This is a genomic window from Pseudonocardia sp. P-1, from assembly GCF_058111925.1.
In genome coordinates this window covers 4,018,325-4,031,717 of the sequence record NZ_CM176614.1, presented here as the reverse complement: position 1 = coordinate 4,031,717, position 13,393 = coordinate 4,018,325, and the positions used below count along the sequence as shown (strand labels likewise).

Genomic DNA, 13,393 nt, shown 5'->3' with positions numbered 1-13,393 from the left:
CGACCTACACGAGCCTCCTGTCGGAAGCCCAGCGGGACAGCTCGTGCCGGTTCGACGTCTGCGTCTTGCGCAGCACGCTCGACACGTGGGTCTCCACCGTCTTCACCGAGATGAACAGCTCCTTCGCGATCTCCTTGTAGGCGTAGCCGCGGGCCAGCAGCCGCAGCACGTCCCGCTCCCGCTTGGTCAGCTGGTCGATCTCCGGGTCCACCGGCGGTGCCGCACCCGGCCGGTCGGAGAACGCGTCCAGCACGAACCCGGCCAGGCGTGGTGAGAAGACCGCGTCACCGGCCCGTACGCGTCGCACGGCGTCGGCGAGGTCCCGGCCCGAGATCGTCTTCGTGACGTAGCCGCGGGCGCCGGACCGGATCACCGAGATGACGTCCTCCGCGGCGTCGGACACCGACAGTGCCAGGAACACCGACTCCGTGCCCGCCGCGCGCGCCCGGCGCAGGACCTCCGCGCCCCCGCCGCCGGGCATGTGCACGTCGAGCAGCACCACGTCCGGCGCGAGGTGCCCGACGCCGGCCACCGCCTCGTCGACGGAGCCCGCCTCACCGACGACCTCCAGCACGGGGCTGCGCCCGTCGCCACGGTCCAGCTCGGCGCGCACGCCGGACCGGAACAACGCGTGGTCGTCGACCAGGTAGACCCGGATACCGGTGTCGCCCGGACCGGCCGGTGTCCCCGGCACGTCGGCGGTGGTCATGCCGTCTCCTTCTCCGTCAGCGGCATCGACAGCCGCACCTCCGTACCCTCCCCGGCCCCGGTGCGGATCCGGACCGTGCCGCCGTGGCGGCGCATCCGGGCGTGCACCGAGTCCGCGAGGCCGTGCCGGTCGTCGGACACCGCATCCGGGTCGAAACCGGTGCCGCGGTCCCGCACGAACACCTCGGCCGCGCCCGGCCCCTCGTCCGAGGCGGGCTCGACCTCGACGTAGACGTCGACCTCGGACGTCCCCGAGTGCTTCGCCGCGTTCACCATCGCCTCGCGTGCCGCCAGCACCAGGGCGCGCAGGTCGTCGTCGAGCTCGGCGTCACCGACCAGCACCGGGCCGACGGCCACCGCGTAGGTGTCCTCCACCTCGCCCGCGACGCGCGTGATCGCCGCCGACAGCAGCGTCTCCACGGCGTCCGGGCTGCCGCCGCCGCCCCGGGCGCGTCCGCCCGGCCCGTAGAGCCAGGCACGCAGCTCCCGCTCCTGGCCGCGGGCCAGCCGCTGCACCTCGCGCGGGTCGCCGGACTGGCGCTGGATCAGCGCGAGGGTCTGCAGCACCGAGTCGTGCAGGTGCGCGGCGATCTCGGCGCGCTCGGCGGCGACCGCGCGGGCCCGGCGCTCCTCGCCGAGGTCGCGCACCAGCCGTACCCACCAGGGGACGGTGAGGACCGCGACGCCCAGCAGCGTCGCCAGCGCCGCGAGGATCCCGAACCTCACCTGGCTCAGGTCCAGGTTGCCGAGCAGGAACACCGCCAGCCCGGTCAGGACGAGCGCGGCTCCGAGCACGGTGCGGGCCAGCGCCGCACGACCGCCCGTGACGCGGCTGCGGGCGTCGCGTGCCCACCGCCGTCGCTGCGCCTCGTCGGCCTCCCGCCACACGACGGCCGCACCGACCGTCGCCAGCCCCAGCGGGCCGGCGATCCAGCCGAGCACGGCCGAACCCGAGGTCGCCGCGACCAGCGACAACCCCAGCCCCAGCGTCAGCAGCCCGGCGGCCTGTAGGCGTTCGGACCGGGTGACGGTCCGCTCGACGACGGCGGCCTCCTGCCGCAGGAACACCCACAGCAGGCCGTAGGCCAGGACCCCCGCCCAGCCGAGCAGGGTCAGCGCGACGAAGGCCGCCCGGATCCAGCGGACGTCGACGCCGAGGTGGTCGGCCACCCCGCCCGCGACGCCGCCGACCATCCGGCCGGAGCGGCGCCGGGTCAGCGGGACGCGTGCACCGGGGCGCGGCGGTACCGGGCCGCCCGGCCGCGGGGGGACGGCGTCTCCGGGCGGCGGGGGCACCGGGCCGGCGGGCACGAGCGGCGTCGGCCCCGGTCCCCCGTCGGCCCCGGGCGCGGCCGCTCCGGACACGGCGGCTCCGGACACGGCGGCCCCGGGCTCGGTGACGCCGGGTGCCGCGGTGCCGGGCAGCGCGACACCGGGCGACGGGGCCGCCCACGGAGCGGCGGTGGGCCGCGTCGGCGCGTCCGCCGACCCCGGTGCGGTACCGGTCGAGGGGTCCGAGCTGTTCACGACCCCATCGTCACACGACCCGCGCCGGATCCCCTCCGGATCGGGACCGGGGTCCTCTCGGGGTTCTCCCCGAGACGCCGGGGCCCGCCCGGACGGCAGGCTCGACGCCATGAACCAGACGCAGCTGCCCGGGAGCGGCCGACCACCGTCGGCGTCGTCGACGGCCCGGAACACCATGCGCGACATGTGGGACTCCCGGCCCCTGCGTCCGCGCGACGACCGCAAGCTCGCCGGGGTCTCCGCCGCGATCGCGCGCCGCTACGAGATCGACCCGACGCTGGTCCGGGTCGGGTTCGTCGTCGCCGCGATCGTGGGCCCCGGCATCCCGCTCTACCTGGCGGGCTGCGCGGTCCTGCCGGACGCCGGCCCGCCCGGCAGCCCCGTCCCGCCGCGCAGCGGACCGTCCTCCGCGCTGTCGGTGACGCTGCTGGTCCTGGCCGCGCTGCTGGCCGTCCCGCTGGTGCTGTCCGCCGACCGCGTCATCCCCGCCGTCGTCACCGTCGCGCTGCTCGTCGCGCTGCACGTGACCCGGGGGAACCGGCCCGGGGCCCGGGAGGCCGCCGCGTCGCCGACACCCGTGGTGCCGTGGGTCGCGGACCCGCACGCCCCCACCGTGGCGCAGGTGACGCCACCGGCTTGGGACCCGCTCGGCGCCGCACCGTTCGCCTGGGACCTGCCCGAACCGGGCCCGGAGCCGGGTCCGCCCCCGGCGCCCCGCTCGATGCTCACACCGATCACGCTGGCCGTGTCGCTCGTCGTCGCGGGGATGGTGGGGGTGCTCGCCCTGGCCGCACCGGGTGCGGTGCCGGCCTCGGCCGTCCCGGGGGCCGCGCTCGCCGTCGTCGGGGTCGGGCTGGTCGTCGGCGGGCTGCGGCGCGCCGGACGCTGGCTGGTGCCGTTCGCGGTGCTGCTCGCACTCGTCACGGCGGCCACCATCCCGCTCAACGACGCCGTCGGACCCGACGGCTGGGCCGTGCGCGGCGGCGTCGGGGAGACCGTCGAGGCCCCCGCGACCGTGGCGCAGCTCGCCCCGGAGTACCGGCGCGGCACCGGTTCGGTCCAGCTCGACCTGACCCGCCTCGACCTCACCGCGACGCCCGGCGCGACCGGACCGGTCCGCACCCGGGCCGAGGTCGGCGCGGGCGCGGTGGAGATCCGCGTCCCGCGCGACGCCGACCTGCTCGTCCGCAGCTCGGTGGGCACCGGCGACCTGACCGTCGACGGGCAGACCCGCACCGGGCAGGACGTGGACCTGACCGTGAACGACCCCGGCCCGGACGGACCCGGTGGCCGGGTGCTGGAGCTCGACCTGCGGGCCGAGCTGGGAACCGTGGAGGTCACCCGTGGATAGCTCGCTCGCCCGTCGCGCCGACCCGTTCGCCCTCGTCGCCGGGGTCCTGTCGCTGCTGGTCGCGGTGTGCGGGGTCCTCGGGATCGCCCCGTGGGAGGTCGTCGACCTGCGCTGGGTGCTCGCCGGGACCGCCGTTGTGGCCGGGATTGCATTCCTGATGGCGAGCGTGCGTAACTCCCGGGCCACATCGGACGACTGAAGGGGCATCACGGGAGCCGGCGGGCTGGGGAGCGCCGCCGGACCCGCCGCCGCCCGCGTGGCAGCGGTGTCCGACGGGGGTCGGACACCGCGAGGCCCGGGCTGGCCGGGGCGGGGCCGAGACATCGGCCCCGCCCCTGTTACGTCAGGCCCCGGTCACTCCCACTCGATGGTGCCCGGGGGCTTGCTCGTCACGTCGATGACGACCCGGTTGACCTCGGACACCTCGTTGGTGATCCGGGTGGAGATCCGCTCGACGACGTCGTAGGGCAGCCGGGTCCAGTCCGCGGTCATCGCGTCCTCGCTGGACACCGGGCGCAGGACGATCGGGTGGCCGTAGGTGCGGCCGTCGCCCTGCACACCGACGCTGCGGACGTCGGCCAGCAGCACCACCGGGCACTGCCAGATCTCCCGGTCCAGCCCGGCCGCGGTCAGCTCCTCGCGGGCGATCGCGTCCGCGGCCCGCAGCGTCTCCAGCCGGTCCCGGGTGACCTCACCGATGATCCGGATGCCCAGGCCGGGGCCGGGGAACGGCTGGCGGGCGACGATGACCTCGGGCAGCCCCAGCTCGGCACCGACCATCCGGACCTCGTCCTTGAACAGCGCACGCAGCGGCTCGACCAGGTCGAACTCGATGTCGTCGGGCAGACCGCCGACGTTGTGGTGGCTCTTGATCACCGCGGTGCCGTCGCCGCCGCCGGACTCGACGACGTCGGGGTAGAGCGTCCCCTGGACGAGGAACCCGACGTGGTGGTCGGCGACCACCTCCGCCGTGGCCGTCTCGAAGACCCGGATGAACTCCCGGCCGATGATCTTGCGCTTCTGCTCGGGCTCGGTGACCCCGGCGAGCGCGTCGAGGAACCGGTCGGCGGCCTCGGCGACGTGCAGGGTCGCGCCGGTGGCGGCGACGAAGTCCTTCTCGACCTGCTCGCGCTCCCCGGACCGCATCAGCCCGTGGTCGACGAACACGCAGGTCAGCCGGTCACCGATGGCGCGCTGGACGAGCGCGGCGGCGACGGCGGAGTCGACCCCGCCGGACAGCCCGCAGATCGCGCGGCCGTCGCCGACCTGGGCACGGATCGCCTCGACGGTCTCGTCGATGATCGACGCCGTGGTCCAGGACGGGCGGATGCCCGCGATGTCGTGCAGGAACCGGCGCAGCACCTCCTGGCCGTGCGGCGAGTGCCCGACCTCGGGGTGGTACTGCACGCCGGCCAGACGCCGGTCGGTGTCCTCGAACGCGGCGACCGCGACCCGGTCGGTCGACGCGGTGACGGTGAATCCCGCCGGGGCGGCGGTCACCGAGTCGCCGTGGCTCATCCACACCGGGTGCGTGCGGGGCAGTCCCCGGTGCAGCGTGCCGGGGGTACCGGTCAGCGCGACCTCGGTGCGGCCGTACTCGCGGGTGCCGTCGTGGGCGACCTCGCCGCCCAGGGCCCGGGCCATCGCCTGGAAGCCGTAGCACATGCCGAACACCGGGATACCGGCCTCGAACAGCGCCGGATCGACCGCGGGGGCCCCGTCGGCGTACACGCTCGCGGGGCCGCCGGAGAGGATCACCGCGGCGGGCTCGCGGGCCACGATCTCGGCGACGGGCAGGGACGCGGGCACGATCTCGGAGTAGACGTCCGCCTCGCGCACGCGACGGGCGATGAGCTGCGCGTACTGGGCGCCGTAGTCCACGACGAGGACGGTCGGGGTCTGCACACGACCAGGGTAAACGGGCGATCCAGGTCACCCGTCGTCCGTACCGTCTCCTCGATCCTGATGATCCCCGCCGGCCGCGGGCGGTACGGCGTAACGGCGAGGCCCGGTTGCTCCGATGGGGGGAGGACGGCACCGTACGACCTGGAGGCACCCCGATGGCCACCACCCCGACCGGCCGCACCACCGGCACCGGCGACACCCCCGCCGACCCGGCCGTCGACGGCGCCACCACCACGACCGCCGCGCCGCTCGTCCCCGCCCAGCGCTCCGCGCCGGAGCAGGAGACCCGCCCGGCCGCCGGCACGCTCGGCACCGGCGCGCTCGGGGTGGACGCGCTGGGCCTCGGGGCGCTCGGCACCACCGGGCTGCTCGGCGGGAGCCCGGCCCCGGTCGCCCCGGCGCGGGCACCCGCCGCGCCCCCCGTCGACGAGCCCGCGGTCGCGGAGCCGGTCCGGGAGTCCGCGGAGCCGGCTTTCGTGGCCGCGGTCGTCCCCGGGCCCGCGCGTTCCGGACCCGGATCCTGCCGGTGTTCCTGTGCGCCGCCGCCACCGGTACCGCGGCGATCGCCGCCGCGGGCCTGATCATGACCCCGTCGGCGACCTCGCCGCTGCCCACCCCGCAGGCCGTGACCGCCTCCGGCGCGACGGTGCCGCAGGGCCCGCCGCTGCCGCAGGCCGTCGCGGCGTCGCTGGTCGGGTCCGCCGCCGGGACCGGGCTGTGGGCCGGGGACCCGGTCGTCGCGATGACCGCCTGGCGCGACAACGGCGGGCTCACCCACCTCACCGCGCTCGGCGACGGCTTCACCCGCGTCGCCGACGCCGCGGGCCGTCAGGACGCGGTGGCGCTCGCCGTCGCCTGCGGGCGGCTGCAGGCCGCCATCGACGCCGCACGGGCCTACGACGCCGTGCCCGACGCCGTCGCGCAGACGTCCTGGACCGCGCTGCTCGACCACGGCACCGCCGCCGCGACCGCGGGGACCTCCGGGGCGCTCGCGCTGGACCCGTCGCAGCTGTCGGTCTTCACCGCGCAGGCGAACCTGGTGCGCGACGACCTGGCGGCCGTCACCGACCGCGTCCGCGCCGTCCTGGCGGGCTGAGCCTCAGTCCTCGTGCCGCCCGCGCGAGCGCAGCGGCGGCGGCTGCACCGACCCGAGCAGCGCCCGCAGGTCCGCGGCGCTCGCGGCGCGGCGCCCCAGGTCGACGGCGACCGTCGGAGCGATGTCGCGCAGCCGTCCGAGCAGGGCCGGGTCGGCCAGGTCGTACCGGCCGTCGGCGGTGCCGGTGACGATCGCGTCCGGGCGCAGTGCCCGCACCGCCTGCGGGTCCGGGCTGCGGTCGTCGCCGACCGGGTCGACGCCGTCGAGCGTCCCCGCGCAGCCGACCAGCTGGGCGCCCAGCTCCAGCAGCAGCTCCCCCACCCGGGGGTCGGTCGCCACCACCCGCACGACCGGTCCGCGCAGCGGCACCGGGGTCCCGGTCGCGTCGACGAAGGCTCGTCCACCGCCCATGGCGGCTCCGGCGGTGGGGCGGCTCATCGGCGGGCTCCTCCTGGCTGACGACGGCGTCGCCGTCGAACCTACCGCGCGAAACCCGCTCGACCCCCGCGGCGACGGGCGCCTAGCGTGGCCCGCCGTGACCAGCCCGACCGAGACCCGGATCCGCCGCGCCCTCACCAACTGCTCCAAGGGGGAGGCGACGCGGATGGTCCTGCCCGCGTGGGTCCGCGACCTGGACCCCGACCGGCTCGACGACGTCCGCGGCTGGCGTGACCCGAAGGCCCCCGACCGCGGGGTGCTGCTGGTCCCCACCGACGACGGCCCGGCCGGCGTCGTGCTGCGCGCCGCCACCGGCGCCACCCGCGCGGCGGCGATGTGCGCGCTGTGCCGGACCACCCACACCGTCGGCGGGGTCGCGCTGTTCGCCGCCCCGCGCCGCGGTGCGAAGGGGCGCCAGGGCGACACCGTCGGCACCTACATCTGCGCCGACCTGGCCTGCGCCGAGCACGTCCGCGTCGAGTCGGCGACGGCCGCGCTCAAGCCCGCCCCCGGCACGACCGTCGACGAGCGACGGGCCGGGCTGCGGGAGCGGGCCGCGGAGTTCGTGGCGGCCGTGACCGCCGAGGGGTGACTCAGGTACGCAGGTTCAGCCCGACCCGCTGGAACTCCTTGAGGTCGGAGTAGCCGGTCTTCGCCATCGCCCGCCGCAGCGCGCCGAACAGGTTCGTCGTGCCGTACGGGCTGTCGGTCGGCCCGAACAGCACCTGCTCCAGGGTCCGCCCGGACCGCGCGAGGCCGGTGACCTCCGAGCGCGGCAGCGACGGGTGCGCCGCCGACGAGGTCCAGTACAGCCCGCCCGCGGGGGCCTCCGCGGCCTCGGCCAGCTGCTCGCCGAGCATGACCGCGTCGGCGCCGCATGCCACGGCACGGGCGATGTCACCGGAGGTGCCGATGCCGCCGTCGGCGATCACGTGCACGTACCGACCGCCGGTCTCGTCGAGGTAGTCGCGGCGGGCCGCCGCGGCGTCGACGATCGCGGTCGCCATCGGCACCCCGACCCCCAGCACCTCGTCGGTGGTGGTGGAGGTGGACTGCCCGTACCCGACGATGACGCCGGCGGCGCCGGTGCGCATCAGGTGCAGCGCGGTGCGGTAGTCCCCCACCCCGCCGGCGACGACCGGGACGTCCAGCTCGGCGATGAAGTCCTTGAGGTTGAGCGGCTCGCCGTCCGAGACGTGCTCGGCGGAGATGATCGTGCCCTGCACGATGAGGATCTCGACGCCCGCGGCGAGCAGCGCCGGGGTGAGCTCACGGGCGCGCTGCGGGCTGACCCGTGCCGCCACCGTGTGCGAGCCGTCGCGCAGCGGGCGCAGCGCCTCGGTGATCAGGTCCTGCTGGATGGGGGCCTGGTGCAGCTCCTGCAGCAGCGCCACCGCGGAGTCCGGCTCGTCGCCGGTCGCCGCCGCGACGACACGCTCCAGCGCGCCCTTCGGGTCGGCGTGCCGGGCCCACAGGCCTTCGGCGTTCAGCACCCCCAGCCCGCCGAGCTCGCTGATCCGCACCGCCGAGTCCGGCGACACCACCGCGTCGGTGGGGTGGGTCATCAGCGGGATGTCGAAGCGGTAGGCGTCGAGCTGCCAGGCCGTCGAGACGGCCTTCGAGCTGCGGGTCCGCCGCGACGGGACGATCTCGATCTGGTCGAGGTCGTAGGCACGACGGGCCTCCCGGCCCATCCCGATCTCCACGAGGTCACGCACGGGCACCACCCTAAGCGGCGCTGCTCAGGATGGTGCTGGGGCCCCCGTGACTACCGGGCGGCGTAGTTCGGGGCCTCGACGGTCATCGTGATGTCGTGCGGGTGGCTCTCCTTGAGACCGGCCGCGGTGATCCGCACCAGGCGCGCCTGCTGCAGGTCCGGAATGGTCTGCGCGCCGACGTAGCCCATGCCCGAGCGCAGCCCGCCGCCGAGCTGGTGCACCACCGAGGACAGCGGCCCGCGGAACGGGATCCGGCCCTCGATGCCCTCGGGGACGAGCTTGTCCTCGCTGAGCACGTCGTCCTGGGCGTAGCGGTCCTTGGAGTAGGACCGGCCCGCGGCACCGGCACGGCCCTGCATGGCGCCGAGCGAGCCCATCCCGCGGTAGGTCTTGAACTGCTTGCCCCCGACGAGGACCACCTCACCCGGCGACTCCGCGGTGCCGGCCAGCAGCGAGCCCAGCATGACCGTCGACGCGCCGGCCGCGATGGCCTTGGCGACGTCACCGGAGTACTGGATGCCGCCGTCGCCGATGACCGGGACGCCGGCCGGGGCGCACGCCCGGGTGGCCTCGTAGATCGCGGTGATCTGCGGGGCGCCGACCCCGGCGACGACGCGGGTGGTGCAGATCGAGCCCGGCCCGACGCCGACCTTCACCGCGTCCGCGCCCGCCTCGACGAGCGCCCTGGCGCCCTCGTAGGTGGCGACGTTGCCGCCGACGACGTCGACGTGGTCGCCGACCTCGGCGCGCAGCTTCGCGACGGTCTCCAGCACCCGGCGGGAGTGGCCGTGCGCGGTGTCGACCATCAGGACGTCCACACCGGCCTCGACGAGCTGCATCGAGCGGGCGTAGGCGTCGTCGCCGACCCCGACCGCGGCGGCGACGACGAGCCGCCCGTCCGGGTCCTTGGTCGCCAGCGGGTACTGCTCGGTCTTGTTGAAGTCCTTGATCGTGATGAGGCCGCGCAGCATGTCGTCGCCGTCGACGATGGGCAGCTTCTCCAGCTTGTGCCGGCGCAGCAGGCCCAGCGCGGCCTCCGCGGTGACGCCGACCTTGGCCGTCACCAGGGGCGCGCGGGTCATGACCTCCGACACGGGCCGGTCGGTGTCGACCTCGTAGCGCATGTCGCGGTTGGTGATGATCCCCACCAGCCGGCCGGTCTCGTCGGTCACCGGCACACCGGAGATCCGGAACTTGGCGCACAGGGCGTCGACGTCGGCCAGCGTCGCGTCGGGGCTGCAGGTCACCGGGTCGGTCACCATGCCGGCCTCGGACCGCTTCACGACCTCGGCCTGGGCCGCCTGTGCGTCCGGGGAGAGGTTGCGGTGCAGCACGCCGAGACCGCCGGCGCGGGCCATCGCGATGGCCATCCGGGACTCGGTGACGGTGTCCATCGGGGACGAGACCAGCGGCACCTGGACCCGCACCCGGCGGGTCACCTGGCTCGACGTGTCGGCCGAGCTGGGGATCACGTCCGACTCGGCGGGCAGCAGCAGCACGTCGTCGAAGGTCAGTCCGAGCATCGCGAACTTGTCCGGCAGGCCGCCCATCTCGCTCGTCATCTCTCCGGGGCTCCTCTTGCGGTCGAAGCAGTGTTGTCGAGGCGGTGCGGTCGACGCTGACGGCGGGCTCCCGCCGCAGGCCGCCATCGTACGTCCACCACCCCGGGGTGGGCCGGGGCCCGACCCCCCTGCACCGGTACCGTGTACGCCGTGTCACCAGAGGCGCTGCCACCGGACCCGTTCGCCGGAGACCCGGATGACCCTGCGCTCTCGATGCAGGCCTATGACGACCGTGGTGACGGCCCGTGGCCGGGTTCCGGTGACTCCGATGTCCCCCCGTTGAACGAGACCGATCGCGGCGAGATCCTGGCCGACCTGGCGGACCTGGCCGTGTACCAGGCGCTGCTGGCGGGCCGTGGCGTCCGCGGGATCGTCGTCGACTGCGTGGACTGCGGCGAACAGCACTTCCACGAGTGGAACCTGCTGCGCGCGAGCCTGCAGCAGCTGCTCGACGAGGGCCGGATGCGGCCGCACGAGCCGGCCTACGACCCGGACCCGGCGTACTACGTCACGTGGGAGTACTGCCGCGGGTACGCCGACGCGACCCTCGCCGACTGAGCGCGGCACCCCGGAGACACACGACGGGCCCCGGAGGAGATCCTCCGGGGCCCGTCGCCGTGCTGCGTGTCGGACCGCGTCAGTTCGGTGTGCTGCTCACCGCACCGGTCGTCGTCGACGACGGCGGGGCCGTGGTGTCGTCCGACGGGTCGGCCTGCCCCTCCCCGGCCGCGGTGGGCCGGGTCGTGGGCGCCGTCGTCGGGGTCGTCGGGTCCGCCTGGCCCTCCGTCGTCGGCGAGGTCTCCGACGGCGACGGCGACGTCGTGGGCGAGGTCTCACCCGGCCCGGTCAGCACGGACGGGTCGGTGGTGCCCTCCGGGGAGGTCGGGCCGCCCGGGGTGGTCTCGCCCTGCGTCGGACGCGGGTCCGGCGCCGGGGTGTCCTCGTCGCCCTCGGAGACCGGGGGCGGCGGGGCCGGGGTCCCGTCGCGCAGCGGCGACCGCGGGTCGGTCGGCGTGCCCGGCGGGGTCTCGGCGACCTTCTGGCTCAGGAAGCGGTTCTGCTGCTCGAAGTCGTTGCGCAGGTCGGGCGCGGTGCGGTCCACCAGCGGTCCGAGAGCGGCGAGTTCCTGCTGCGCACCGACGGTGTCCCCGGCGGCGAGCTTGGCGTTGACCCGCTCGATGCCCTCGCGCAGCGTGGTCGCGGCCTGCACCTGTTCGGCGCGCTCGCTGTAGAGCACCCGGGAGACACCCCACAGGGCGTCGCCCGGCTCGGCCTCGTGCGCGCTGATCGAGACGACGGCCAGCGCACACGCCGCGACCGCCGCGGCGGCGACGAGCGGACGCAGGAAGGAGACCTTCCGCGACGGCTTCGCCGGCTGCAGGATCTGCACGGCCTCGTCGGTGTCGAGGAGCTGCGGGATCGGGTCGCGCTCGACCTCGTCCTTCCAGGACGAGAGCATCGCGGTCAGGTGGTCGTCGACGTCGTAGCCGCGACGGCCGGGGCCGGACACGCCGAGCCCGGAGGACAGGGCGTTGATCAGCTCGTCGTCGGCCTGGAGCTCGACGAGGTCGATCGGGCCGTCGTCCTCGACGCCGTCGAGGTCGTCCCACTCGTCGGCGCGGGCGGCGTGCCGCGGCACGGCCGGCTGCGGGACGGTGCGCCCGTCGAACGGCACCGGGTGACCCCGGTGCCCGAGCGGATGCGAGTGGCCGTTGGTGTGGCCGTTGGTACGGGGAGGGCGGGGCTCGCCGAAGCGGCCACGCGTCACCGGTGCGGGCGGGCGCTCCCAGCCCTCACCGGGCGGCGGGGGGAAGCCCGGACCGTGCGGACCCTGGTCACGCATCCCGGACCACCTCCTCACTCATCATCTTCCTCAGCCGGGCCAGCGCCCGGTGCTGGGCGACGCGGACGGCGCCCGGGGTGGAGCCGACGGCTGCCGCGGTCTCCTCCGCGGACAGACCCACGACCACGCGCAACACGATGATCTCCCGATGCTTGTCCGGAAGGATCTCCAGGAGCTTGGACATCTCCTCCGACAGTTCCACCTGCAGGGCCCGGGACTCCGGACCGTCGGACGACTCCATGCGGTCCGGCACGTCGGCCATCGGTTCCGAGCGGTTCCGGGACGCAGCCCGGTGCGCGTCGATGACCTTGTGGGACGCGATGCCGTAGACGAAGGCGAGGAACGGGCGACCCTGCACCCGATACCCCGGCAACGCCGTGAGCACGGCCACGCAGACCTCCTGGGCGACATCGTCCGCCGAGACGGACCCTCGGTCGGTCCCCAGACGGGCGCGGCAGTAGCGCACGACGAGGGGCCGAATCATGGCGAGAACGCGCTCGACCGCGGACCGATCGCCGGCCATGGCCGCTTCGATCCACTCGTCGGGAACGTCTCTTGATTCACTCATCGTGGGGAACCGCCCAGGCGTTACGAGCTTCCAGCAGTGTCATCCGATCGTGGAGGCAACCCGCGTTCGCGCAGGTGGGATCGGCTCGGATCCACCGTATCCGAGCGGGGCTCGCCGACGGGAGTCGCTCCATGTCAGATCAGACGATCGTGCACTGTTCCGGGTTGCGCGGGACCACGCCGGAACACGGCCACGGGGCGGCCACGGTCGGCGAGCGGTTCGTCACCCACCGCAGATTTGCGGTCACCGGACGCAGTGAAGATCGTCCGCGCCCGATCACCGGCCGTGGACCGCCCGGCGCGAGTCGCGTCCGGTTCGGCGCGGAGTCCGGACGGGTCGCCGCCGGGGCCGCGGGGCTGCGGCGACGCATGTGACACCAGGGACGAGGGGGACGCCGGAGGACGATTCCCGGCGTCCCCCCGACCGCTCGTCGGACGAGGACCGATCGGAGGCGGACGGTTACGGCGTCCGGCGGATCCGTCGTCGGCCTCGCCCGGGGCGGCCGTGCGCCCCGGCAGGGTCCGGTCGCGGGGAGCACGACCGGCGTCCCGTCACCGGGGCGCCGGACCGGCCGGAGCCGGTCGGGGCGGGGGTCCCGGGCGTGGTGTCCCGGGTGCGGGCCGCGGGGTCTGCAGCGGCCCGGGTGCGTGGGCCGGACACGGGGATGTCCGGGCGTG

Annotated in this window: 14 protein-coding genes; 6 read left to right on the top strand and 8 right to left on the bottom strand. The window is 75.4% G+C overall.

The features are described 5' to 3' along the window. Positions 1-4: 4 nt before the first annotated feature. Both AC0GKK_RS19905 and AC0GKK_RS19900 read right to left on the bottom strand, forming a co-directional pair. On the bottom strand, positions 5-709 hold the full coding sequence (locus AC0GKK_RS19905) for a LuxR C-terminal-related transcriptional regulator (protein ID WP_489882279.1): 705 nt from the start codon (positions 707-709) through the stop codon (positions 5-7). After that, entirely contained in the window at positions 706-2,019 is a 1,314-nt protein-coding gene (locus tag AC0GKK_RS19900; RefSeq protein WP_489884040.1) for an ATP-binding protein, read from the bottom strand. The genes AC0GKK_RS19905 and AC0GKK_RS19900 overlap by 4 nt, the downstream gene beginning before the upstream one ends. A 325-nt stretch (positions 2,020-2,344) precedes the next feature. On the opposite strand from AC0GKK_RS19900, the gene AC0GKK_RS19895 reads away from it, so the two are divergent. Both AC0GKK_RS19895 and AC0GKK_RS19890 read left to right on the top strand, forming a co-directional pair. Then, positions 2,345-3,586: a PspC domain-containing protein gene (locus AC0GKK_RS19895; RefSeq protein WP_482638329.1), complete on the top strand. Its 1,242-nt coding sequence runs from the start codon at positions 2,345-2,347 to the stop codon at positions 3,584-3,586. Beyond that, complete coding sequence (locus AC0GKK_RS19890) at positions 3,579-3,785, top strand: hypothetical protein (protein WP_073576424.1); 207 nt, start codon at positions 3,579-3,581, stop codon at positions 3,783-3,785. The genes AC0GKK_RS19895 and AC0GKK_RS19890 overlap by 8 nt, the downstream gene beginning before the upstream one ends. A gap of 155 nt (positions 3,786-3,940) precedes the next feature. Here AC0GKK_RS19890 and guaA read toward each other — a convergent pair whose 3' ends face one another. After that, on the bottom strand, positions 3,941-5,491 hold the full coding sequence (gene guaA / locus AC0GKK_RS19885; protein WP_405415064.1) for a glutamine-hydrolyzing GMP synthase: 1,551 nt from the start codon (positions 5,489-5,491) through the stop codon (positions 3,941-3,943). A gap of 155 nt (positions 5,492-5,646) precedes the next feature. On the opposite strand from guaA, the gene AC0GKK_RS19880 reads away from it, so the two are divergent. Together AC0GKK_RS19880 and AC0GKK_RS19875 are read left to right on the top strand one after the other, a co-directional pair. Continuing rightward, a complete protein-coding gene (locus AC0GKK_RS19880) occupies positions 5,647-6,072 on the top strand; it encodes a hypothetical protein (protein ID WP_489882278.1) in 426 nt (141 codons plus the stop codon). Continuing rightward, positions 6,018-6,587, top strand: coding sequence for a hypothetical protein (locus tag AC0GKK_RS19875; RefSeq protein WP_489882277.1), 570 nt, complete (start codon positions 6,018-6,020; stop codon positions 6,585-6,587). Before AC0GKK_RS19880 ends, AC0GKK_RS19875 begins: the two co-directional genes overlap by 55 nt. 3 nt (positions 6,588-6,590) lie before the next feature. Here the strand turns inward: AC0GKK_RS19875 and AC0GKK_RS19870 are convergent, their stop codons facing one another. Then, positions 6,591-7,025 carry a TroA family protein gene (locus AC0GKK_RS19870; protein WP_226353744.1) on the bottom strand — a complete coding sequence of 145 codons (435 nt, stop codon included), beginning with the start codon at positions 7,023-7,025 and terminating at the stop codon, positions 6,591-6,593. Between the two features lie 97 nt (positions 7,026-7,122). Between AC0GKK_RS19870 and AC0GKK_RS19865 the strand changes: the two genes are divergently transcribed. Further along, positions 7,123-7,617 carry an FBP domain-containing protein gene (locus AC0GKK_RS19865; protein WP_405415060.1) on the top strand — a complete coding sequence of 165 codons (495 nt, stop codon included), beginning with the start codon at positions 7,123-7,125 and terminating at the stop codon, positions 7,615-7,617. Between the two features lies 1 nt (position 7,618). On the opposite strand, the gene AC0GKK_RS19860 is transcribed toward AC0GKK_RS19865, so the two are convergent. Next, entirely contained in the window at positions 7,619-8,743 is a 1,125-nt protein-coding gene (locus AC0GKK_RS19860) for a GuaB3 family IMP dehydrogenase-related protein (RefSeq protein WP_405415057.1), read from the bottom strand. Positions 8,744-8,793: 50 nt separating this feature from the next. Further along, complete coding sequence (gene guaB, locus AC0GKK_RS19855) at positions 8,794-10,305, bottom strand: IMP dehydrogenase (RefSeq protein ID WP_073576430.1); 1,512 nt, start codon at positions 10,303-10,305, stop codon at positions 8,794-8,796. Between the two features lie 165 nt (positions 10,306-10,470). Between guaB and AC0GKK_RS19850 the strand changes: the two genes are divergently transcribed. Further along, positions 10,471-10,863 (top strand): DUF5319 domain-containing protein, encoded by a 393-nt coding sequence (locus tag AC0GKK_RS19850; RefSeq protein WP_489884039.1) that lies wholly within the window; start codon positions 10,471-10,473, stop codon positions 10,861-10,863. 79 nt (positions 10,864-10,942) lie between these two features. Here the strand turns inward: AC0GKK_RS19850 and AC0GKK_RS19845 are convergent, their stop codons facing one another. Both AC0GKK_RS19845 and AC0GKK_RS19840 read right to left on the bottom strand, forming a co-directional pair. Then, the gene (locus AC0GKK_RS19845) at positions 10,943-12,148 is read right to left on the bottom strand and encodes an anti-sigma-D factor RsdA (RefSeq protein ID WP_489882276.1); all 1,206 of its coding nucleotides are present in this window, start codon (positions 12,146-12,148) and stop codon (positions 10,943-10,945) included. Beyond that, the gene (locus AC0GKK_RS19840) at positions 12,141-12,716 is read right to left on the bottom strand and encodes a sigma-70 family RNA polymerase sigma factor (RefSeq protein WP_062397752.1); all 576 of its coding nucleotides are present in this window, start codon (positions 12,714-12,716) and stop codon (positions 12,141-12,143) included. Before AC0GKK_RS19840 ends, AC0GKK_RS19845 begins: the two co-directional genes overlap by 8 nt. Positions 12,717-13,393: the final 677 nt, after the last annotated feature.